Origin of the sequence: Duganella sp. CY15W (genome assembly GCF_009857555.1) — a bacterium.
Lineage (GTDB): Bacteria > Pseudomonadota > Gammaproteobacteria > Burkholderiales > Burkholderiaceae_D > Rugamonas > Rugamonas sacchari.
Genome location: NZ_WWCQ01000001.1, coordinates 39,524 through 60,095 on the forward strand (window position 1 = coordinate 39,524; position 20,572 = coordinate 60,095).

Consider the following 20,572-nt stretch of genomic DNA (forward strand, 5'->3'; position numbering starts at 1 on the left):
GTAGTCGCGCTTATTTTACTCCTACCAGCCCGTAACAGCCCAGTTCAACCGAGGCGCATGACAATTGCGCCACAGGCGATCAGGGTAATCGCCAGGATGCGGCCGGGCGCCAGCCGCTCGCGCAGGAACAGGGCGGCAATCGCGGCGGCAAACAGGATCGAGGTTTCGCGCAGCGCGGCGACGGCGGCCACCGGCGCCTGTGTCATCGCCCACAGCGCCAGGCCGTAGGACGCCAGCGTACCGACCCCGCCCAGCAGCATCACGCGCAGGTGCGTGCGGGCGTAGGCGGGCAGCTCGCGCCAGCGGTGGGTGGAACACAGCAGCAGCATCACGGCGGTCAGCACGAACAGCCACATGGTGTAGGCGGCAGGCGCGCCGGAGCGGCGCACGCCGACGGCATCGATCATGGTGTAGCCGGCGATGACAGCGGCGTTGAGGAGCGCGTAGCTGGTTGCCCGGCGGCGCGCGCCGCGGTTGGCGGCGGTGTCAGCGCCGGCGTTGGCGCCACGCAGGATGGTCAGCGTCAGCACGCCGCCGCAGATCAGCATGACGGCGATATCCTGGCTCAGGTGCAGGCGCTCGCCCAGCAGCGGCACACTGGCCAGCGCCACCAGCAGCGGCGCGGCGCCGCGCATCAGCGGGTAGGCCTGGCTCATGTCGCCGTGGCGGTAGGCAGCGGCCAGCAAACGGTAGTAAATCACCTGGCAGCAGGCGGAGGCGATCAGCCACGGCCAGCTGTCCTGCGCAGGTGTCGCAATGAACGGCAGCAGTGGCAACGAGACCAGGCCGGCGCCGCAGGCCACCAGCAAGGTGGTCAGGTATTTATCGGGGCCGGCTTTGACCAGGGCGTTCCAGGTCGCGTGCAGCAGTGCGGCAAACAGGACGACGGTGACGACGGAACTGTCCATCAGCTAGCCAGTGGTCCGGGCAGTGGCGCGCATTATTTCCCCTTTGGTGCGATCAGCCTCTCGATTTCGGCCAGCAGCAATTCAAAGCGCACTGGCTTCTTGAAGTAGGTATCATACGGCAGCGCGGGTTCTTTGATCATGCCGGCACTGGTCAGGATGAAGGGAATGTTGCGTAGTTGCGCATCGTCGCGCCAGGCGAGGCACAGGCGGGCGCCGTCCATCACCGGCATCATCAGGTCGGACAGCACGATGTCCGGCCGCGTCATGGCGGCGATCGCCAGCGCTTCGGCGCCGTTGTTGGCCGTCAGCACGCGGTAGCCGTGATATTCGAACAGCATGCTGTAGGCGCTCAGCACGTCGAATTCGTCGTCGACCAGCAGGATCAGCGGGCCGGCGGTGGAGGGCGGGGAGTTCATGGGGCGCCTTAGAGCGGCTGTGCGCGCTGGAAGGATGCCGGTCCTTCGATACTCATGCCCTGGTTGGAAATCAACAGGACATGGTTGGCGGCGTCATAGCTGTTTTCGCGCAGTTTCAGCACGCCGATCTGACGCCGGTTGATGCCGCCCACATCCACATAGCGCAGCAGGATGATGTTCTCGAACAGCATCGACTCCGACGCTTCCGGCTTGGCGGTGCCATGGGCGAAATAGGGCAGCTCCTGCGTAAAGAAGGTGGTCACATGGCGGTGCCGCAGTTCGTTCACGAACGCCACCAGGAAGGAGCGCGAGCGGTGCGTATGCAGGATGATTTCGCGCAGCGCGTCGATGCCATCGATCACCAGCCGCACCACCTTGCGCTGCTCGACATTGTGCAGCACCTGCTGCGCCAGCGCATCCACCAGCACTTCCAGCGGAGGATGCCAGATCACTTGCAGCTTGCCGCTGTCGAGGTGCGGCTGCAGGTCGATGCCGACGCTGCGGCCCTTTTCCAGCAGCCGTGCCGGCGATTCATGGAAGCCGACGATGAGGCAGGTTTCGCCGCGCTTGAGGCCATCGTAAATGAAGTGCAGCGCCATCAGCGTCTTGCCAACGCCGGGGTTGCCCAGCAGCGCCGTGGTGGAGCCGCCCAGCACGCCGCCGTTGGTCAGCAGGTCCCAGCCTTGGATACCAAAGCTGAGCTGGGACAGTGCTTGTGGCGGCTCGGCGCCGGCCGCGCTGTTGATCGCTTCCAGACGCGGGTAGATGGTGACGCCGCCGGCGCCCACTTCAAACACATGCCGGCCCAGCATGTGCTTGGAGCCGCGCAGTTTGTAGACCTTGATTTCGCGGATCAGCTGCATGCCGCGCTCAAACTGGCTCAGTTCGATGAGGCCATCGACCAGCGTGTTTTCCGAGTCGGCCACATTGCCCTCGGTTGGCGACAGCAGGAAGGTGGTGCACTCCATGGTCGACACCAGCGAATTCAGGGACAGCATGAATTCGGACAGCGACATATCTGACGGCGTGGCCTCGCGCACGGTGCGGAAGCCGTCGATGATCATGATGTCGGGACGCTGTTCGGCCAGTGTGGCGGCAATCAGCTTCTGCAGCGCGCGCAGGCCGCCGCGCAGCAGCTCGTTGTAAGCGCCGAGGAACAGGATGCGTTCGGTGACCAGGCTTTCATCAAAGAAGGAGAAGTTGCTCAGGTGGTTGAGCATCTTGTTATGGGTCTCGGCGATCAGCGTCAGGATCAGCACCTTCTTGCCCTGGTGCGCGTGCTGGAAGCCGATCTGGCAGGCCAGCGTGGTCTTGCCGCTGCCGGCCAGGCCTTCGATGAGGTACAAGCTATGCGCAGGGAAGCCGCCGCCCAGGATGTGGTCCAGGCCGGGTACGCCGGTGTGCAGCAGGGGGATGCGCGTCGTGTTCATGTCCAAGTCGCAATATTACGGGTGAGGCAACAGCGACACTGTAACGTACTGTGGACGATTATAGAAGTTCTATCGAGTCCGGTGCGCTCGCTGGCGCACCGACCGGCACATTGACTTAGAGCACGCCATTGATACTGCTGACCTGGGTTTGCAGGCCTACCAGGTCCACCGTGCTGCCGCTGCCATGGGCGATTTCGGTATAGATGCCATCACCATTGCCGTCGTGGTAGACCTCGTAATTGCTGTGGCTGCCGTGGGTCTGCACTTCCAGCACATAGCCGGCGGCCAGCTGGGTATAGGTGGTGGCGCTGCCGATGGTGACCGACTTGGTGCTGCCGTCGGGCAGCACGCGGTCAACCGCGGTGACGGCGCCGCCAGTGCCGATGGTGAACTTGGCGCGGTCGTAAGGCTCGACGTCGAGGCGGGTGGTGGCCGTGCCTTGCGCAATGTAAGTGTGGGTCTCGGACTGGATGGTGTACTGGCCGGCAGTACTGCCTGCAACGTAGACCGTGGTTTCCACCGCGTTGCCGACCACCGAGGTTTCAGTGATCTTGCCGTCGGTGCCGACCGTGTAGCTGGTGGTGGGGCCGATATCGACGCTGTGCGTGCTGCTGCGGCTGCCGTGGGTTTCAGTGACGGCAACGGCGGTGATCGCGCCGCTGGTCAGCGTGAAACTGTAGGTGGCGTTGCCGCCGCCATTGAAGCCATTGCCGTGTGAACCGAAGCCGAAATGCTCATTGCTCATGATTGCCTCCTGTGGTGAGTCATCACAGGCTAGGCCAGAGCGTTCACTCAGGCAACGGCCGGGAGCGTAAATCCCGGCCTGACAGATATTGCAAAATGTTACTGAGGGGCGTCAGCCAATGAAGGAGTCGAATTGCAAGTCGAATTCCTGCAACGCTTTTTGTGCGTTTTGCATCTTTTTACGGAACTCGGGGCCGCGCTGCAGCGCCAGACCGACCGCCAGCACGTCAATCACCACCAGGTAGGCCAGGCGCGCGGAAATTGGCGTGTACGGGTCGATGTTGAAGATCAGGTCAATCGGAATCAGCACCGTGGCCAGTTCCGCCAGCGGCGTGCCCGACGGCGCCAGCACGATCACCTCGGCGCCACCGCGGCGCGCCAGCTTGACCGAGCGCACCAGCGACGGGCTGTTGCCGCGCTGGGAAATTGCCACCAGCGCATCGCCGGTGCGCAGCAGGGCAGCGGCGATGCTGTGGATATGCGGATCGGCATAGGCCACGGTCGGCACGCCGGAGCGGAAGAACTTGTGCTGCGCATCGGCTGCCACGATGCCGGACGTGCCCTGGCCGTAGAACTCGATCTTGTTGGCCTTGGACAGGATGTCCAGCGCCTTCTGGATCGCTTCCGGATCGAGGTTGTTGCGCAGGTCCAGCAGGGTGTTGATCGAACGGCTGCAGATCTTGTTGACCAGGTCTGCCGCCAGGTCGTCCTGGGTAGGCTGCTCGTTCAGGCCCGGCAGGGCCAGCGCCAGGCCCTGGGCCAGCTTGAGCTTGAACTCATGCCAGCCGTCATAGCCCAGCGTACGGCAAAAACGTACCACGGTCGGTTCGGACACCTGCGCGCTTTTGGCAAGCGCGGTGATATTCTGGTTGACCGTCTGCGTCGGGTGGTCGAGCACTGCCAACGCGACCTTGCGCTCCGATTTGGAGAGCGAGTCGAGTTGGGTACGGATGGAGTCGAGTAGCATGCGTGATTAATCTTCCGGTAGCGCTTCTTCGCGCCATTGCAGGCCATCGCGGCCGATCAGGGCCGATGCCGCAGCAGGACCCCAGGTGCCTGCGGCGTAAGGGATAGGATAGCTGTCGTCCGATTCCCAGTTGTCGAGGATAGGTTCGACCCATTCCCACGCGGCTTCCAGCTCGTCGCCGCGCATGAACAGGGTCAGCTGGCCGCGCAGCACGTCGAGCAGCAGGCGTTCGTAGGCTTCCATGCGCGGCGTCTTGAACTGCTCGCGGAAGTCCAGTTCCAGCTCCGCCTGTTTCAAACGCATGCCGTCGCCTGGGGTTTTCGCCATCAGGTTCATGCGCAGGCCTTCGTCGGGCTGCAGGCGGATCACCAGCGAATTTGGCTGGAAGCTGTTGGTCGGCTGGGCAAAGATCGAGTGCGGAATCTGCTTGAAGCGCACCACGATTTCCGCCAGACCGTCCGCCATGCGCTTACCAGTGCGCAGGTAGAACGGCACGCCGGCCCAGCGCCAGGTGTCGATTTCCGCTTTCATGGCGACGAAGGTTTCGGTGCGCGAGTGTTCCGGCGCATCCGGCTCGTCGCGGTAGCTTGGCACGGCCTTGCCGTCCACATGGCCGGCGCGGTACTGGCCGCGCACGATGTTCTGCGCCAGCGTGGTCGGCGTGAATTTTTTCAGCGAGCGCAGCACCTGCAGCTTGGCGTCACGCACGGCATCCGGCGCGATCGAGGTTGGCGGCTCCATGGCGACGATACACAGCAGTTGCAGCAGGTGGTTCTGCAGCATGTCGCGCAGCGCGCCCGAGGTGTCGTAGTAGCCCATGCGGTTGCCCACGCCCAGCTTCTCGGCAATGGTGATCTGCACGTCGGAGATCCATTCGCGGCGCCACAGCGGCTCGAACAGGATGTTACCGAAGCGCAGGGCCAGCAGATTCTGCACGGTCTCCTTGCCCAGGTAATGGTCGATACGGTAGATCTGCGATTCCTCGAATACCTTGCCGACTTCGGCGTTGATCTGCTTGGCCGAGGCCAGGTCGCGGCCCAGCGGCTTTTCCAGCACCACGCGCGAATTCGGCGTGACCAGGCCGTTCTCTTTCAGGTTCTCGCAAATCTGCGCGAAGATGGCTGGCGGCGTCGCCAGGTAGTAGACCTTGGTGATGTTCTCTTCCTTGCGCAGCGCGTCCACCAGCGACTTGTAGCTGCCGGAATCGGTCGCGTTGAGCGACACGTAGACGATACGCGCGGTAAAGCGCGCCCACGCTGCCGGCGCCACGGCGGGCGACTTGATCAGCGGTTTGGACGTGGTCTCGACGGTTTGCAGGAATTCTTCCTGGCTGGCGTCTGCGCGGCCGACGCAGATAATGCGGGCGGTCGGCGGCAAGTCATTGGCGACGTCACGCGCGTACATCGCGGGCAGCAATTTGCGCATCGCCAGATCGCCGCTGCCGCCAAACAGAACCAGATCAAAATCGGAAAGAGCCATAGTATGAAAATCGTCGCAAGAAAGTGCAGAAGGAATCGCCGCGCGCAGGCGCGGCAGCCAGTGTAAATTTACTACTTATAAAGGTGGTTTGCAAGAAATTTTACTACATTGCCCTATGGGGTGATGTAGGTGGATTATAAGCTGGCCAGTCATTGCTTGCGCTATACCCGCACGGCGATCCGTCGCGGGGTCTGACCCCGTACGGGGTCAGACCCCTCTTGCCGTAGTGTGGGTTAAGCGCTGCGGTAAGTTGGCTCGGCGCGGCCGGCGACATCCATCGGAATCGCCAGCAGCTTGCCGCTCAGCGGATACTGCGCCAGTTCCGGCGCCGGACGGGCGCCGGCGCTGGTCACGTACAGGGTCTTCAGATCCGGACCGCCAAACGCCGGCATGGTCGGACAGCGCACCGGCAGCGTGATTTCGCCCAGCAGCACGCCTTCCGGCGACAGCTTGGCAATACGCGCGCCTTCAAACATCGCCACCCAGTAGTTACCCTCGCTGTCCACGGCGGCACCGTCGGGACGGCCGCCGTAGTTGTTTTCCTTGTCCATCGAGAACTGGTGCAGCAGGCGCTGATTGGCGACGGTGCCGGTGGCGACGTCGTAGTCCAGCCTTGTCACGCGGTGCGCAGCGGTGTCGGCGTGGTACATGGTCTTCTGGTCCGGGCTGAAACCCGAACCATTCGAGTTGGTCATGCCACCCGACCACACCTTGCGCAGCGCGCCTTTTTCCAGCACATACATTTCCGCTGCCGGCTTGTCGCGCGGCTCATAAATCGTGCCGACCCAGAAGCGGCCCGCCGGATCGACATGGCCATCATTGAAGCGCGTGATGGCCTGGTCGTACGGCGCTGCTGCGATCTCCGTCAGTTTCACTTCATCGCTGCTGGTGTCCAGGTGCGCAAAGCCGCTGCGCAGGGCGACAATCAGGCCGCCCTGGTCGCTGATGCCCAGCGTGGCCGGCTCGCTGGCCAGCTTCCAGGCGCGGTGCGCGCCGCTGGCCGGATCGAGGCGGTGTACGGTGAAGGCGGGAATATCCACCCAGTACAGCGCCTGTTCCTGTGGATGCCACAGCGGGCATTCGCCCGTTTGCATCACCGCGTCGTAAGCTACCTTGATGTCGGAAGTGCTCATATGTGTTGCGCCGCTTTCGCCATCACGATCAGGCCATTGGTCGAGCTATCGTGACGCTCCGGCTTGACCTCGCCGGTCAGCTCGGACTGGATGTTTTTGGCCAGGACCTTGCCCAGTTCAACGCCCCACTGGTCAAAGCTGTTCACGTCCCAGATCACGCCCTGCACAAAGGTCTTGTGCTCGTACAGTGCGATCAGCGCGCCCAGCGCAGCTGGCGTCAGCTGGTCCATCAGGATGGTGTTGGACGGACGGTTGCCCGGGAAGGTCTTGTGCGGCACCAGCGCTTCGATTTCTTCGACGCTCAATTGTGCGTCGGCCAGGTCGGCGCGCACTTCGTCTGCGGTCTTGCCGGTCATGAAGGCTTCCGACTGCGCGAAGCAGTTGGCCAGCAGTGCATCGTGATGGCCTGCCAGGTCATGCGTCGCGCGCAGCGCGGCGATAAAATCGATCGGCGTCACGTCGGTGCCCTGATGCAGCAGCTGGAAGTACGCGTGCTGCGCATTGGTGCCGCACTCGCCCCACACCACCGGGCAGGTTGGCGTATCGACTGCCGCGCCGCCGCGCGTGATGCGCTTGCCGTTGGATTCCATGTCCAGCTGTTGCAAATAGGCCGGGAAGCGGTTCAGGTCCTGATGGTAAGGCGCGATCGACAGCGAGCTGGCGTCGAGGAACTGGCGGTTCCAGAAACCGACCATGGCCAGCAGCACCGGCATGTTCTGCTCCAGCGGCGCCTCGCGGAAGTGTTCATCCATGGCGTGGGCGCCAGCCAGGAAGTCGCTGAAGTAGCCCAAGCCCACCGCCAGCGCGACCGACAGGCCGATCGCCGACCATACCGAGTAACGGCCGCCCACCCAGTCCCAGAACGGGAACATATTGGCGGTATCGATGCCGAAGTCCGCCACCGCCTTGGTGTTGGTCGAGACGGCGACAAAGTGCTTGGCCAGGTTGTCCTGTTTGCCGCCGTTCTGCAGGAACCAGGTGCGTGCAGTGCCCGCGTTCAGCATGGTTTCTGCCGTGGTGAAGGTCTTGGAGGCGATGATGAACAGCGTGGTTTCCGGATTCACCTGCGCCAGCGCGGCGTCCATATCATGGCCGTCCACGTTGGAGACGAAGTGCATTTTCAGGCGCGGATGGGCGTACGAGCGCAGTGCCAGTACCGCCATTTTCGGTCCCAGGTCCGAACCGCCGATGCCGACATTGACCACATCCGTGATCGGCTTGCCGGTATAGCCCAGCCACTGGCCATTGCGTACGCGGTCAGTGAAGTCCTTAATGTGGTCCAGCACCGCATGCACGTCGGCGTTGACGTCCTGGCCATCCACCACCAGGGCTTTGCCGCGCGGCATACGCAACGCTGTGTGCAGTACGGCGCGATGTTCGGTAAGATTAATCTTCTCGCCGCCGAGCATGGCGTCGCGCTGGCGTTCCACGCCGCGTTCGCGGGCCAGATCCAGCAGCAGGCCGACGGTGGTGGCATCCAGGCGATTCTTGGAATAGTCCAGGAACAGGCCGGCCGCATCGACCGTCAACTCGGGAAAGCGTTGCGGGTTGGCGGCAAACAGCTGGCGCATTTGCCAGGTTTTGGCATTGACAGCATGGGATGCGAGGGCTTGGAAACTGGCGGTCGAAGTAAGTGCAGGCTGGCGCATAATCTTGTCAGTAGGGAGGGGATGGCGAAATAATACAGGAAAATCAGGTAAATTCACTACGGTTTGATGACGTGCGCTGAATATTTCTGCGTTTCAGAGGGGTAGTGTGACCATGCGATGACCGCCAGCGTAGGCCAGCCCGTCCAATAAAAGCCGGTGGGATTTGTATTTTTGTAGTAAAATTTCACGGAATCCATACATAAGGAACGATCATGGCGTTGCATCCAGTCCTGGAAACTGTCACCAATCGCATTATTCAGCGCAGCAAACCATCACGCGGCGCGTATCTGGCGCACCTCGAAGCGGCCCGTGTCAAAGGCCCGCAGCGCGGCACCCTGGCGTGTACCAACCTGGCGCACGGCTTTGCCGCCTTCCCGGCCAACGACAAGCTGGTGCTGAAGGAAATCAAAAAGCCATCGGTGGCGATTGTTTCGGCCTACAACGACATGCTGTCGGCGCACCAGCCGTTCGAGCGTTATCCTGAAATCATCAAGCAAGCCGTGCGCGAAGTGGGCGCGGTGGCGCAGTTTGCGGGCGGCACGCCGGCCATGTGCGACGGCGTCACGCAAGGCCAGCCGGGCATGGAACTGTCCCTGTTCTCGCGCGACGCGATTGCCATGTCGGCTGCAGTGGCGCTGTCGCACAATATGTTCGACGCCGCGCTGTACCTGGGCGTGTGCGACAAGATCGTCCCGGGCCTGCTGATCGGCGCGCTGCACTTCGGTCATCTGCCAGCCGTGTTTGTGCCGGCCGGCCCGATGACCACCGGCCTGTCGAATTCGGAAAAAGCCAAGATCCGCCAGCTGTACGCACAGGGCAAGGTCGGCCGCGCCGAGCTGCTGGAAGGCGAATCGCAGTCCTATCACAGCGCTGGCACCTGTACTTTCTACGGCACCGCCAACTCCAACCAGATGCTGATGGAAGTCATGGGCCTGCACCTGCCAGGCGCCGCCTTCATTACGCCGAACACGCCGCTGCGCGATGAACTGACCAAGGCTGCCGCGCAACGCGCCGCGGTGATTACGGACCAGGGCAGCGAATACATCCCGGTCGGCCATGTGATCGATGAAAAATCCATCGTCAACGCGATTGTCGCGCTGCTGACCACCGGTGGTTCCACCAACCACACGCTGCACCTGGTGGCGATTGCAAAAGCGGCCGGCATCGTGATCGACTGGAACGACTTCGACGAACTGTCGAAAGTGGTGCCGCTGCTGTGCCGTATCTACCCGAACGGCGAAGCGGACGTGAACCACTTCCACGCCGCAGGCGGTACCGGTTTTGTCATCCGCGAGCTGCTGGATGTCGGCCTGCTGCACGACGACGTTACCACCATCCTGGGCAAAGGCCTGCGCAAGCACTGCGCCGAGCCGTTCCTGGGCGAGGGCGACAAGGGCGTGGTCTTCAAGGATTCGCCAGCTGAATCGGGCGACGACAAAGTGCTGCGCAAGGCGGGCAATCCATTCTCGCCGGACGGCGGCATGGTGCTGGTGCAGGGTAACCTGGGCCGCGCCGTGATGAAAGTGTCGGCCGTGAAGCCGCAGCATCGCACGGTGGAAGCACCGGCGCTGGTGTTCAACTCGCAGGAAGATTTCATGGATGCGTACAAGGCCGGCCAGCTGGACCGCGACTTTGTCGCCGTGATCCGCTTCCAGGGTCCGCGTGCCAACGGCATGCCGGAACTGCACGCGCTGACGCCAGCGCTGGCCAACCTGCAGGACGCAGGCCGCAAAGTGGCGCTGGTGACCGATGGCCGCATGTCCGGCGCGTCGGGCAAGGTGCCGGCGGCGATCCACGTGTCGCCAGAAATCCTGGCGGGCGGTCCACTGGGCCTGGTGCGCGATGGCGACATCCTCAAGGTCTGCGCTGAAACCGGCACGCTGGAAGCGCTGGTGGATTCCGCCGTGTGGCATGCACGTTCGATGGCGCATGCCGACATGTCGCCGAATCACGTGGGCATGGGCCGCGAGCTGTTCGCCATGTTCCGCGCCAGCGTCTGCGAAGCAGAGAAGGGCGCGACCACCTTCCCGCTGCCATCGCCAATTCCTACCACGATAGGCCTGCATGACAAAGACCCGGTAGGCAATACCGTGCCGGGTTCCGATGAAGATTTCTCGACGAAGAAAGAAGTTTAAATCATGACCATGACTCTGCTCGACATTATGCGTACTTCGGCCGTGATCCCGGTGATCGCGATTGACGAACCTGAACACGCCGTACCGCTGGCGAAAGCGCTGGTGGCTGGTGGCATCCGCGTGCTGGAAGTAACCCTGCGCACCAAGCACGGCCTGGGCGCGATCAAGGCCATGAGCGAAGTGGAAGGCGCCATCGTCGGCGTCGGCACCCTGACGCAGCCGGAAGAATTTGCCGCTGCACGTGATGCGGGCGCCGTGTTTGGCGTATCGCCCGGCCTGACCCCGGCGCTGATCGCCGCCGCCAAGAGCAGCGGCCTGCCGCTGCTGCCAGGCGTGATGACGCCATCGGAAGTGATGGTGGCGCGCGAGCATGGCTTCAAGCAGCTGAAACTGTTCCCGGCCGTACCGGCGGGTGGCGTTGGCATGTTGAACGGGATTGGCGGTCCGCTGCCGGACGTCACCTTCTGCCCGACCGGCGGCATTTCGCAAGAAACCGCGCCGCAGTTCCTGAAACTGAAGAACGTGGCCTGCGTCGGCGGCTCCTGGCTGACGCCGAAAGACCTGATCGCCGCTGGCGAGTGGGACAAGATCACCGAAATCGCCAGACTGGCGAGCAGCCTGCGGGCTTAAACGACAACGGCGCCTCGGCGCCGTTTTTCATAGGCTCGCACCAATGTGCTCGCGCAGCCATTGGTGGGCTGGGTCGCGGTGGACGCGCTCGTGCCATAGCATGGCCATTTCGTAGCCAGGCAGCGCGACTGGCGCTTCCACGGTGCGCAGCGCAGTGTTGCCGCGTACCAGACGCTCGGGCAGCATGGCCACCAGATCGGTGCTGGCCAGTGCCGAGATCACAAACAGGAAGTGGGGCACGGAGAGCACGACGCGTCGCGTCAGGCCGGCCTGCGCCAGCACGGTGTCGGTGATGCCGCTGAAACCGCCGCCGTCCGGCGAGACGATGACGTGTTCCAGTTCGCACAACTGTTTGAGCGTCGGCTTGCGCTTCAAACGCGGATGGCCGGCGCGTCCCGCCAGCACATAGCGCTCTTCAAATAACAGCCGGTGACGCATGCCCGGCGGCGCCTCTTCAGTGATATGGAAGGCGAGGTCGATGATGCCTTGCTCGGCCTGGCGTGCGATATGGTTCGGTGCCAGTTCCATGACAGCCAGCCGCGTGCCTGGCGCGGCGGCGCGCAGGCTGGCCATCGCGGGCAGTACGATGGTGGATTCGCCGTAGTCGGTGGCGGCGACGCGCCAGGTATTGTCCGCGTGCGCAGGATCAAATGCGGCGGCGGGCGAGACGGCGCGGCCCAGTGCTTCGAGTGCCTGCTTCAGCGGTTCGCGCAATGCTTCCGCGCGCGCGGTGGGGCGCATGCCGCGCGGCCCTGGCAGCAGCAGTGGATCGCCGAAAATATCGCGCAGCTTGGCCAGGTGAACGCTGATCGACGGCTGCGAAAAGTTCAGCCGCTCCGCTGCGCGCGTGACGTTGTGCTCGGCCAGCAGTACGTCGAGCGTCACCAGCAGGTTGAGGTCCAGTCTCCTGAGATTATTCATGTCTATAGCTGGGATATTGGGAATTCATTTCTACTATACCTGATGCCGCCGTAAGCTGAGGTTTTCTTACCGGAGCCAGATATGAATGTCCTCATCGTTTATGCCCATCCCGATCCACAGTCGCTGAATGCCTCGCTCAAGGACTACGCCGTCCGGCATCTGCAAGCTGGCGGCCACACGGTACAAGTCTCTGACCTGTATGCGATGGAGTGGAACGCGATACTGCAGACGGAAGAAATCCCTGAGCGCGCCGATCACCGCGCCGACATCTTGAGCGAGCAGGAAAAACTGCGCTGGGCGGATACGGTGATCTTCCAGTTCCCGCTGTGGTGGTTCTCCATGCCCGCGATTATGAAGGGCTGGGTGGAGCGCGTGTACACGCTGGGCTTTGGTTACGGCGTCGGTGAGCATTCGGATCAGCGCTGGGGTGACCGCTACGGCGAAGGCACGCTGGCGGGCAAGCGCGCCATGCTGCTGGTGACGGCCGGTGGGTGGGAGTCGCATTACAGCCCGCGCGGCATCAATGGCGCGATCGATGAGCTGCTATTCCCCATCCATCATGGCATCCTGTTCTACCCTGGTATGGAGGTGCTGCCACCATTCCTGCTGTACCGCACGGGATGCATGAACGAGGCGCTTTTTGCCGAAGCATGCACGCAACTGGGCCAGCGGCTGGACACGCTGGCGACGACGGCGCCGATTCCTTTCCGGCGCCAGAATGACGGCGACTATGACATTCCCGCGATGACCTTAAAAGCGGCACTGGCGCCCGGTGCGCAAGGCTTCAAGGCGCATCTGGCTCAGCCGCCCAGCTTGTTGTAAAGCGTCCCAGGCCAGCGCGCGGTGATCCGGCTGCAGTGCATTTCAAACTCATCGCCGTCCTTGGTCTTGGTAGCGTAGAAGTGATTGACGGCGATGCGTGTCGCATCCTGCAGGGCGCCGGCCTCGGTGATCTGCTTGGGCAGCGGCAGGTCGGTAATATGCAGCAGGTACTCGACCTTCTTCGGATCGGTATTCTGGTCGTACCAGATCTCGACCCGAATCGCATCGTCATCATGCTCGGTCTCCGCAAGACATCGTCCATGCCGCCTGGTTTCAAATTTAAACCGCATCGTGCCCCTCCATCGACAGATGGAATGAGCCTAGCACGGCCGACGCGCACGCGAAATATGCTTGCAAATCAGGAGTGTTGTAGCCGCATCTGCAAACCTATCGGTGACATGGTGAAGCCCATCAATTCCTCGGCATCCTTGCCGTCCACGGTGGCGATGGACTCGATGTCGAAGCTGGATAGCAGCATGGCGCTGGCCAGTTTGATTTCCAGCAGGGCGAGATAGCGCCCCGGGCAGGTCCGCACGCCGGAGCCGAAGGGAATCGACAGGTGCTTGTTGACGGCGGGTACACTGTCCGGCAACCAGCGCTCCGGCTTGAAATCGGCCGCATCGGGCACGTATTGTTCCGCTACGCTGTTATTGCGCATCACGCACCACAGCAGGCCGCCTTTGGGAACCTGCACATCGCCGACGACGTTATCGCGCAGCGATTCCATCGGCATAAACGGCGCCACCGGCTTGAGACGCATGGCTTCCTGCGCGCACGCCTCCAGATAGTCCAGCCCATCCATCTGCTCGATGGTGAACGCGCCAGGGTCCGGCGCCACGCGCAGCACTTCCTCGCGCGCCTTGCGCAGGGTGTCGGGATTCTGCTGGAGCAGGTAGAGCATCCACGCCAGCGAATTGCTGGTGGTGTCTTCGCCCGCCAGTAGCATGGTGGTGACGTTGCCGGCCACCGCAACGTCGTCCACGCCGCTGCCGCCTTCGTCCGCGGCGCAGATCATGGCTTCCAGAAGATTGGCGGGATGTTCGCGGCGCGCTGGCTCGGCTTCCAGACGTGTGCGGGCGTTGGCGATCAGTTCATCGACGGCCTTGTTCAATTCGGCCAGGCAGGCGTCCAGATGGCGGTCCTGCGGCAGCTTGAAATAGCGCCAGTAGGGGAACAGGGCAATCGAACGGCGCGCGATGGCAGGCAGCACTACGTCCATATGACGCTGGATCACATCCTCGCCGCCGTCGATGGTGTTCACGGCGGTACCGAAGGCCAGGCCAGCGATGATGTCCACGCTATAGCGTTTCAGATCTTCCGCCAGGTCGATCTCCTTGCCTGCACGCGCCGCCTGCTGCCAGTGCTTCTGCAGACGCAGCACCACCGACACCAGAGAGGGAAAGTAGGCCTTGACCGCATGCGGCGCCAGCGCCGTCATGACCATGCGCCGCTGGTTGCGCCAGGCCGCGCCCTCCGCCATGAAGACGCCAGTGCGACCACCCATTTCCAGCGCTACGCTTTCGGTGAGGGCAGGGCGGCGGTAGCCATCCGGCCGGTCGCGCAACACGGTGTTGACCAGTTCATGGTCCGCCACCACCAGCAGCGGGGTTTTGCCGAAGCTGATCTTGAACAGCGGACCATATTGCCTGCTCCACGCTTCCACATCCTGATGGATGCGCAAAGGCCGCATCTGTGGGAGATTGCCCAGTAGTGGCCAGGGGCGTGGCCCCGGCAACTCGTTCATCTGGCGTAGCGGCGTGGTAGCGGTCATCGTGGTCTGCATAGTGTTTTCCTTGTTTTCCTTGATTAGCGATGCCCCATTGTGCGCCGCGCGGCGACCGCAGTATTGAACGTTTCCGACATCCGCGTTTGGTATAAACTATTCGGTATGGAGCCTCAGGTACAACCCACACGATTGGTTTTCCCGCGCAAGTCGCTGGCGTCTTGCGTGCGGGCGTACATCTTGCGCAGTACCATGGATGCACCGTTGACAGACCCCCTTGACCGGTACAACCATTTCCCCGCCACACCGCATTGTTCGATTTCGTTTTACATCGACGGCGAGGCGGAAGTGGTGGATCCGCCGGATGCGCCGCAGGGCAATATCCGCGTGGTGTTCTGCGGTCCACAGAACCGGCCGATGACGACTTACAATCCCGGCCCGGTACGCATCCTGATGCTGATGCTATATCCGCAGGTATTGCACGCGCTATGCGGCGTCGATGTATCCGAATGGGTCAACCGCTGGGCGCCCATCGATGTGGCGCTGGGGCCGGAGTGGCAAACGCTGGCCGATGCGGTGGTGGCAAATCCCGACGATGCCATCGCAATCATTGAGGCCTTTCTTGAACCGCGCTGGCAAGCTGCCCGTCCTGGCGGCGCAGGCGCCATGGCCAGCGACTGGGTGCGCCATCTGGGTGCGCAGGTTGCCGACACCGCGCTGGGGCGCGGCGTGCGCAATATCGAACGCCGCATCAAGGCCCGCGCCGGACAGCCGATGCGCAAGCTGCTGCTCTTCCAGCGCGCCGAGCTCTCCTTCTTTGAAGCGCGTGACGAATACCTTGCCGGCAAAGCCGTCTGGTCCGATATTGCCGCACGCGGCGGCTATTCCGATCAGGCGCACTTCTGCCGCGTGGCGCGCGAGATCACCGGCCACAGTCCGGCGGAGCTGGCCCGCAGGCTGGGTTCCGATGAGGAGAGCTACTGGATTTACCGCGTCTGGACTTGATCCGCATAGGCCAGTGCTGCCGCAGCACACCGCGTGCCGCGCGTCATGACTGCAGGGCCGCCACCCGGTTGCGGCCATTGCGCTTGGCCTGGTAGAGCGCGCGGTCGGCGGCACCGATCAGGGCGTCGATCTCCACTGTCGCCTCGGCTTTTTGCGTGGCGATGCCGATGCTGACGGTGACCAGCTGTGAGGCGTCGGTGGTGCGTTCATGCGGTATCGCCAGCTCCTGCGTGCGAGCCCGGATCGCCTCTGCCATCAGCAGCGCCTGATCGACGTCGGTCTCCGGCAGTATCATCGCGAACTCTTCGCCGCCGTAGCGCGCCATCAGGTCGCAGGGACGTTTCAAGATGCCGGCCAGCGCGGCCGCCACCTGTATCAGGCACTGGTCGCCTTTCTGGTGGCCGTAGTGGTCGTTGTAAGCCTTGAAGTGGTCAATGTCGATCATCAGCAGTGACAGCGGCGTGCCGCCACGCTTGGCGCGCCGGTGCTCCTTCTCCATCGCCACGTCGAAATGGCGGCGGTTGGCGATGCCGGTCAGGCCGTCCGAGAAGGTTTGCGAACGCAGCACCATGGTCTGCTCGCGCAGCAATCGTTCGCGGCCGACGGCGATGCTGACATCGCTAACCTGGATCAGGCAGTGGCGCGCGGTGCCTTCAATCGCAATCGGCGTGACCTCCACTGCCTGCTGCATGCGTTCGTCGTGCGCTGCGGCGGCAGGGCTGAGGTAAAGCGCGAATGGCGCCTTGTTCAGCGTCTGCGACAGCAGGGACGGGAAGTTGTTGTACAGCGCGTGCTGGATGGCGGTGTCCACGCGGCCGCCGCGCAGTTCCGGGCAGACGGCAAAGAAGTCCTGGCCCAGCACCTGCTCATGCTTCAGGCCCGAATGCTTGACCATCCACGAATTCCATAACACGATGCGGCGCTCGTTATCGAGCACGATGGCGCCCAGGCTCACCGCGCAGAACACACTCTCCAGCAGGGGAAGACGCAGTGAACTCATGGTCTCCTCAAACCTTGCCCATCGCGCGCGCGATGTAGAGATTGATCTGGTCCTTCAGATCGTGCAGCGCCGAGATATCCAGCACAAAGGCCACATAACCATGGATCTGGTGCTTCTCCAGCAGGAAGTCGATGTGCAGCATTAGCACCACGGAGTTGAACTGGCTGCCGGTGGCGGTGAGGATTTCGTCGCTGGTGCCGATGTGGTACTGCGGCAGCGAGCCTTGCAGCTCGCGCTGGAAGATATTGGCCAGCGTGCCGACGCAGGAGTTGAGCATGATGTTGCCGATTTCGCACATGGCTTCCTGCTCCATCTCGGTCAGCTCCTTGAGCGGCACCGCTTCGCCCACCATCAGGCGGACGATTTCCAGGCTTTTATCTTCCGGGAACATGAGGATGGCTTCGGTGTCGAAGGCGCCCCGGTAACGCTGGCTGACGCCGCAGATGCGTTCCGCCACGCCGTCCGCCTGGCCCAGCAGCCGCGCCGCCTCGGTGCGCGGAATGAAGGAGATCGACGGCACCGACATCCGCACCGCCTCATTGACGATGGCGCTCATCGAGGATGCCGCCTGGCCGACGCCGATGTTGAAGATCTCGATCAGCGCATCATTTTCGAGTTCGGTCAGGTTGAACATGATTACACCGCTTCCAGCGTGGCCAGCAACTGCGCGATGCGCGCTTCGGTGATGGGCTTTTCGACAAAGCCGATGCCCATGGCGCTGGCGCGCTCGCGCGTGGCGGTTTGCACGTTGGCCGTCAGCAGCGAGATCGGTACGGCGGGGAATTCCTGGCGCAGCTGTTCGGCGGCGGCGATGCCGCCCATGCCGGGCATGTTGACGTCCATGAGGATCAGGTCCGGCGTGGTGTGGCGGGCTTTGACCAGCGACTCTTCACCGGTGCCGGCCTCCTCGACGATCCAGTCGGCGTGCAGGACGGCGATGTACTGCCGCGCCATCATGCGCGATACGCGGCTGTCATCGACAATCAGGACGGTTTTGGTAGTTGTCATGTCTTATCCCCCGCGATCATTTCGGCCTCTGTGTTGGACCATTCTCGCATATCCCATGGCATTACTGACCACAGGTGTTGCTTGCTTTGTACGCTAATTCAAGGGCATTGTCTGCACGCAACTTTTGGCGAAAAAGCGGGGTGGTAAAATAGCGCCATCCGATTTCCCCTCTCTTATGTATTTATCATGACCCAAGACGAACTGAAACAAGCCGTAGCCCGTGCCGCCATTGCCTATGTGGTGGAAAACGAGATTATCGGCGTGGGCACCGGCTCCACCGCCAACTTCTTTATTGACGAACTGGCCAAGATCAAGGACAAGATCAAAGGCACCGTGGCGTCGTCGGAAGCGACTGCGGCGCGCCTGCGCGGTCATGGCATCGACGTGCTGGACCTGAACGATGTGGCGGAAATCGCGGTGTATATCGACGGTGCTGATGAAATCGACAACTCCGGCGCCATGATCAAAGGCGGCGGCGCGGCGCTGACGCGCGAGAAGATTGTGGCCTCGGTGTCGAAGCAGTTTGTCTGCATCGCCGATGGTTCCAAGCTGGTGGACGTGATGGGCAAGTTCCCGCTGCCGGTGGAAGTGATCCCGATGGCGCGCGCGTCGGTGGCGCGTGAACTGGCCAAGCTGGGCGGCACGCCCAAGCTGCGTCTGAAAGCGGGCACGGACGAAGCGTTCGTGACCGACAACGGCGGCAATATCCTGGATGTGGCGGGTCTGTCGATTACCGATCCGAAGGCGCTGGAAGCGCGTATCAATCAGATCGTTGGCGTGATTGCGGTGGGCCTGTTCGCCGTGAGTGGCGCCAATGTGTGCCTGCTGGGCACTGCAGAAGGCGTGAAAACGCTGAAGTTCTAACCCGTACTGCCAGGTGGGGTCGGACCCTGCGGGTCCGACCCCTAAGCGGCAAAGCGTGCTTTGCTGCTAAAGGATGCGGGGTAAAAGCTTACTCGGTGGGTGGCACGTAGCCTTGCGCTGCATCGGCGCCATCGCCAAAGAAGTGTTTTTCCATCTGCGTCGCCAGGTATTTGCGGGCGCGCTGATCGGCCAGGTTCAGACGGTTTTCGTTGACCAGCATGGTCTGGTGCTTGAGCCATGCCGCCCAGGCTTCCTTCGAAACCTGTTCGTAGATCTTCTTACCCAGTTCACCCGGATACGGCGGGAAGTCCAAGCCCTCGGCTTCCTTGTTGAGTTTAATGCATTGAACGGTGCGGGCCATATGGGTTGCTCCTAAAACTGTATCTAAAAAGAGTGATTATAAGGTCTTAATCAAAACCTGGGATTTGCGCTGCCAGTTATACATGCGCTGGCGATCCTTGGGCAGCGCATCGACGGTGACCGGCGCGAAGCCGCGCTTGATGAACCAGTGCGCAGTACGGGTAGTCAGCACGAACAGCTTTTGCACGCCCATGGCGCGCGCGCGGTTCTCCATGTGCTTGAGGATGCGGTCGCCGTCGCCCTGGCCTTGCACTTCCGGGTTGACAGTCAGGCATGCCATTTCGGCCATTTTCTGTTCCGGGAACGGATACAGCGCGGCGCAACCGAAGATCACGCCATCGTGCTCGATGACTGAGAACATCTCGATTTCGCGCTCGATGAGTTCACGGCCGCGCTTGACCAGCGTGCCGTCGGCTTCCAGCGGTTCGATCAGCTTGATAATCCCGCCAACGTCCTCAATTGTGGCGGGACGCAGCGATTCCAGGTTCTCGTGCGAGATCATGGTGCCCACGCCATCGTGGGTGAACAGTTCCAGCAGCGCCGAGCCGTCCATGTCGAACGAGACGATGTGCGAACGCTCCACGCCGTTGTCGCAGGCCTTGATGCAGTGCTTGAGGTAGAACGCGGTGGCGTCGGGCAGGAAGCCGGCCTGCAGCACGGCTTCGGCCTGGTGCGAGGACAGTTCGCGGATTTCGGCGCCGGCGGCGTCGGTCATCAGCGGGGTCTCGGTGATGAAGATGAGCTTATCCGCATGCAGCGCGATGGCGGTGCTGCAGGCCACGTCTTCCATGGTCAGGTTGAACGCCTCGCCGGTGGGCGAGAAGCCCAGCGGCGACAGCAGCACCAGGCCGTCGGAGCCAAGGATGGAATGGATGGTTTCGGCGTCCACTTTACGGGTCACGCCAGTCAGCTCGAGGTCAACGCCATCGATCACGCCGAGCGGACGGGCGGTGATGAAGTTGCCGGAAATGATACGGATGGCCGCATTCGACATCGGCGTGTTCGGCAAGCCCTGGCTGAACGCGGCTTCGATGTCGAGGCGCAGTTCGCCGGCGGCTTCCTTGGCGCATTCCATGGCGGCGATGTCGGTGATGCGCAAGCCGTTATGGAAGCGGCCTTCGACGTTACGCAGAGCCAGTTGTTCCGCCACCTGTGGGCGCGAGCCGTAGATGACGGTGACGTTGATATCGAGCGCGTGCAGCAGCGAGAGGTCGTGCGCGAGCACCGGCAAAGCGCCGGCAGCTACCAGTTCACCTGGGAAGGCAACCACGAAGGTCTTGCCACGGAAGGCGTGGATGTACGGCGCGACGGAGCGCAGCCATTGGACGAATTGGGTAGGGTTTTCCATTAGCCGCATTATAATTCGGTGCGCGACGTC

General features: G+C 62.5%; 21 protein-coding genes. 5 read left to right on the plus strand and 16 right to left on the minus strand.

Going from position 1 to position 20,572, the window contains the following annotated elements; translation table 11 throughout:
• Positions 1-44: 44 nt before the first annotated feature.
• From GTP58_RS00180 to pgi, 8 genes are all read right to left on the minus strand, one after another.
• Positions 45-908, minus strand: coding sequence for a DMT family transporter (locus GTP58_RS00180; RefSeq protein WP_161075799.1), 864 nt, complete (start codon positions 906-908; stop codon positions 45-47).
• Between the two features lie 32 nt (positions 909-940).
• Complete coding sequence (locus tag GTP58_RS00185) at positions 941-1,324, minus strand: response regulator (RefSeq protein ID WP_161075800.1); 384 nt, start codon at positions 1,322-1,324, stop codon at positions 941-943.
• A gap of 8 nt (positions 1,325-1,332) precedes the next feature.
• Positions 1,333-2,754, minus strand: a complete 1,422-nt coding sequence (locus GTP58_RS00190; RefSeq protein WP_161075801.1) for an ATPase domain-containing protein — start codon at positions 2,752-2,754, stop codon at positions 1,333-1,335.
• A 115-nt stretch (positions 2,755-2,869) separates the two neighbouring features.
• A complete protein-coding gene (locus GTP58_RS00195) occupies positions 2,870-3,499 on the minus strand; it encodes a hypothetical protein (RefSeq protein WP_161075802.1) in 630 nt (209 codons plus the stop codon).
• 111 nt (positions 3,500-3,610) lie between these two features.
• The gene (locus GTP58_RS00200; protein ID WP_072781318.1) at positions 3,611-4,465 is read right to left on the minus strand and encodes an SIS domain-containing protein; all 855 of its coding nucleotides are present in this window, start codon (positions 4,463-4,465) and stop codon (positions 3,611-3,613) included.
• A 6-nt stretch (positions 4,466-4,471) separates the two neighbouring features.
• The gene (gene zwf / locus GTP58_RS00205) at positions 4,472-5,944 is read right to left on the minus strand and encodes a glucose-6-phosphate dehydrogenase (RefSeq protein ID WP_072781316.1); all 1,473 of its coding nucleotides are present in this window, start codon (positions 5,942-5,944) and stop codon (positions 4,472-4,474) included.
• A 233-nt stretch (positions 5,945-6,177) separates the two neighbouring features.
• Positions 6,178-7,077 (minus strand): SMP-30/gluconolactonase/LRE family protein, encoded by a 900-nt coding sequence (locus GTP58_RS00210; protein WP_161075803.1) that lies wholly within the window; start codon positions 7,075-7,077, stop codon positions 6,178-6,180.
• A complete protein-coding gene (gene pgi / locus GTP58_RS00215; RefSeq protein ID WP_161075804.1) occupies positions 7,074-8,726 on the minus strand; it encodes a glucose-6-phosphate isomerase in 1,653 nt (550 codons plus the stop codon). The genes GTP58_RS00210 and pgi overlap by 4 nt, the downstream gene beginning before the upstream one ends.
• Positions 8,727-8,938: 212 nt before the next feature.
• Here pgi and edd point away from each other — a divergent pair, with 212 nt between their 5' ends.
• Both edd and eda read left to right on the plus strand, forming a co-directional pair.
• Positions 8,939-10,861: a phosphogluconate dehydratase gene (gene edd / locus GTP58_RS00220; RefSeq protein WP_161075805.1), complete on the plus strand. Its 1,923-nt coding sequence runs from the start codon at positions 8,939-8,941 to the stop codon at positions 10,859-10,861.
• A 3-nt stretch (positions 10,862-10,864) separates the two neighbouring features.
• Entirely contained in the window at positions 10,865-11,491 is a 627-nt protein-coding gene (eda, locus tag GTP58_RS00225; RefSeq protein WP_072781309.1) for a bifunctional 4-hydroxy-2-oxoglutarate aldolase/2-dehydro-3-deoxy-phosphogluconate aldolase, read from the plus strand.
• Positions 11,492-11,518: 27 nt separating this feature from the next.
• Here the strand turns inward: eda and GTP58_RS00230 are convergent, their stop codons facing one another.
• Positions 11,519-12,412 carry a LysR family transcriptional regulator gene (locus tag GTP58_RS00230; RefSeq protein ID WP_161075806.1) on the minus strand — a complete coding sequence of 298 codons (894 nt, stop codon included), beginning with the start codon at positions 12,410-12,412 and terminating at the stop codon, positions 11,519-11,521.
• An 81-nt stretch (positions 12,413-12,493) separates the two neighbouring features.
• On the opposite strand from GTP58_RS00230, the gene GTP58_RS00235 reads away from it, so the two are divergent.
• Complete coding sequence (locus GTP58_RS00235; protein ID WP_161075807.1) at positions 12,494-13,234, plus strand: NAD(P)H-dependent oxidoreductase; 741 nt, start codon at positions 12,494-12,496, stop codon at positions 13,232-13,234.
• Here GTP58_RS00235 and GTP58_RS00240 read toward each other — a convergent pair.
• Positions 13,213-13,524, minus strand: coding sequence for a hypothetical protein (locus tag GTP58_RS00240; protein ID WP_161075808.1), 312 nt, complete (start codon positions 13,522-13,524; stop codon positions 13,213-13,215). The two genes, GTP58_RS00235 and GTP58_RS00240, sit on opposite strands and share 22 nt — an antisense overlap.
• Before the next feature lie 68 nt (positions 13,525-13,592).
• Complete coding sequence (locus GTP58_RS00245; protein WP_161075809.1) at positions 13,593-15,017, minus strand: cytochrome P450; 1,425 nt, start codon at positions 15,015-15,017, stop codon at positions 13,593-13,595.
• A 105-nt stretch (positions 15,018-15,122) separates the two neighbouring features.
• Here GTP58_RS00245 and GTP58_RS00250 point away from each other — a divergent pair, with 105 nt between their 5' ends.
• Complete coding sequence (locus GTP58_RS00250) at positions 15,123-15,962, plus strand: helix-turn-helix domain-containing protein (protein ID WP_161075810.1); 840 nt, start codon at positions 15,123-15,125, stop codon at positions 15,960-15,962.
• A 43-nt stretch (positions 15,963-16,005) separates the two neighbouring features.
• Here GTP58_RS00250 and GTP58_RS00255 read toward each other — a convergent pair whose 3' ends face one another.
• The 3 genes from GTP58_RS00255 to GTP58_RS00265 are packed head-to-tail and all read right to left on the minus strand — an operon-like array spanning position 16,006 to position 17,970.
• Positions 16,006-16,962 (minus strand): diguanylate cyclase domain-containing protein, encoded by a 957-nt coding sequence (locus tag GTP58_RS00255; protein WP_161075811.1) that lies wholly within the window; start codon positions 16,960-16,962, stop codon positions 16,006-16,008.
• Between the two features lie 7 nt (positions 16,963-16,969).
• Complete coding sequence (locus GTP58_RS00260; RefSeq protein ID WP_161075812.1) at positions 16,970-17,596, minus strand: chemotaxis protein CheC; 627 nt, start codon at positions 17,594-17,596, stop codon at positions 16,970-16,972.
• Positions 17,597-17,598: 2 nt separating this feature from the next.
• A complete protein-coding gene (locus GTP58_RS00265; RefSeq protein ID WP_161075813.1) occupies positions 17,599-17,970 on the minus strand; it encodes a response regulator in 372 nt (123 codons plus the stop codon).
• A 186-nt stretch (positions 17,971-18,156) separates the two neighbouring features.
• Here GTP58_RS00265 and rpiA point away from each other — a divergent pair, with 186 nt between their 5' ends.
• Entirely contained in the window at positions 18,157-18,834 is a 678-nt protein-coding gene (gene rpiA, locus GTP58_RS00270; protein ID WP_072781291.1) for a ribose-5-phosphate isomerase RpiA, read from the plus strand.
• Positions 18,835-18,922: 88 nt separating this feature from the next.
• Here the strand turns inward: rpiA and GTP58_RS00275 are convergent, their stop codons facing one another.
• Together GTP58_RS00275 and argA are read right to left on the minus strand one after the other, a co-directional pair.
• Positions 18,923-19,195, minus strand: coding sequence for an oxidative damage protection protein (locus GTP58_RS00275; RefSeq protein ID WP_072781290.1), 273 nt, complete (start codon positions 19,193-19,195; stop codon positions 18,923-18,925).
• Positions 19,196-19,231: 36 nt separating this feature from the next.
• Positions 19,232-20,542, minus strand: coding sequence for an amino-acid N-acetyltransferase (gene argA, locus GTP58_RS00280; protein ID WP_072781288.1), 1,311 nt, complete (start codon positions 20,540-20,542; stop codon positions 19,232-19,234).
• Positions 20,543-20,572: the final 30 nt, after the last annotated feature.

Coding starts and splice junctions, on each gene's coding strand:
- GTP58_RS00180 (WP_161075799.1), bottom strand. CDS start 908: ATGGACAGTTCCGTCGTCACCGTCGTCCTGTTTGCCGCACTGCTGCAC.
- GTP58_RS00185 (WP_161075800.1), bottom strand. CDS start 1,324: ATGAACTCCCCGCCCTCCACCGCCGGCCCGCTGATCCTGCTGGTCGAC.
- GTP58_RS00190 (WP_161075801.1), bottom strand. CDS start 2,754: ATGAACACGACGCGCATCCCCCTGCTGCACACCGGCGTACCCGGCCTG.
- GTP58_RS00195 (WP_161075802.1), bottom strand. CDS start 3,499: ATGAGCAATGAGCATTTCGGCTTCGGTTCACACGGCAATGGCTTCAAT.
- GTP58_RS00200 (WP_072781318.1), bottom strand. CDS start 4,465: ATGCTACTCGACTCCATCCGTACCCAACTCGACTCGCTCTCCAAATCG.
- zwf (WP_072781316.1), bottom strand. CDS start 5,944: ATGGCTCTTTCCGATTTTGATCTGGTTCTGTTTGGCGGCAGCGGCGAT.
- GTP58_RS00210 (WP_161075803.1), bottom strand. CDS start 7,077: ATGAGCACTTCCGACATCAAGGTAGCTTACGACGCGGTGATGCAAACG.
- pgi (WP_161075804.1), bottom strand. CDS start 8,726: ATGCGCCAGCCTGCACTTACTTCGACCGCCAGTTTCCAAGCCCTCGCA.
- edd (WP_161075805.1), top strand. CDS start 8,939: ATGGCGTTGCATCCAGTCCTGGAAACTGTCACCAATCGCATTATTCAG.
- eda (WP_072781309.1), top strand. CDS start 10,865: ATGACCATGACTCTGCTCGACATTATGCGTACTTCGGCCGTGATCCCG.
- GTP58_RS00230 (WP_161075806.1), bottom strand. CDS start 12,412: ATGAATAATCTCAGGAGACTGGACCTCAACCTGCTGGTGACGCTCGAC.
- GTP58_RS00235 (WP_161075807.1), top strand. CDS start 12,494: ATGAATGTCCTCATCGTTTATGCCCATCCCGATCCACAGTCGCTGAAT.
- GTP58_RS00240 (WP_161075808.1), bottom strand. CDS start 13,524: ATGCGGTTTAAATTTGAAACCAGGCGGCATGGACGATGTCTTGCGGAG.
- GTP58_RS00245 (WP_161075809.1), bottom strand. CDS start 15,017: ATGCAGACCACGATGACCGCTACCACGCCGCTACGCCAGATGAACGAG.
- GTP58_RS00250 (WP_161075810.1), top strand. CDS start 15,123: ATGGAGCCTCAGGTACAACCCACACGATTGGTTTTCCCGCGCAAGTCG.
- GTP58_RS00255 (WP_161075811.1), bottom strand. CDS start 16,962: ATGAGTTCACTGCGTCTTCCCCTGCTGGAGAGTGTGTTCTGCGCGGTG.
- GTP58_RS00260 (WP_161075812.1), bottom strand. CDS start 17,596: ATGTTCAACCTGACCGAACTCGAAAATGATGCGCTGATCGAGATCTTC.
- GTP58_RS00265 (WP_161075813.1), bottom strand. CDS start 17,970: ATGACAACTACCAAAACCGTCCTGATTGTCGATGACAGCCGCGTATCG.
- rpiA (WP_072781291.1), top strand. CDS start 18,157: ATGACCCAAGACGAACTGAAACAAGCCGTAGCCCGTGCCGCCATTGCC.
- GTP58_RS00275 (WP_072781290.1), bottom strand. CDS start 19,195: ATGGCCCGCACCGTTCAATGCATTAAACTCAACAAGGAAGCCGAGGGC.
- argA (WP_072781288.1), bottom strand. CDS start 20,542: ATGGAAAACCCTACCCAATTCGTCCAATGGCTGCGCTCCGTCGCGCCG.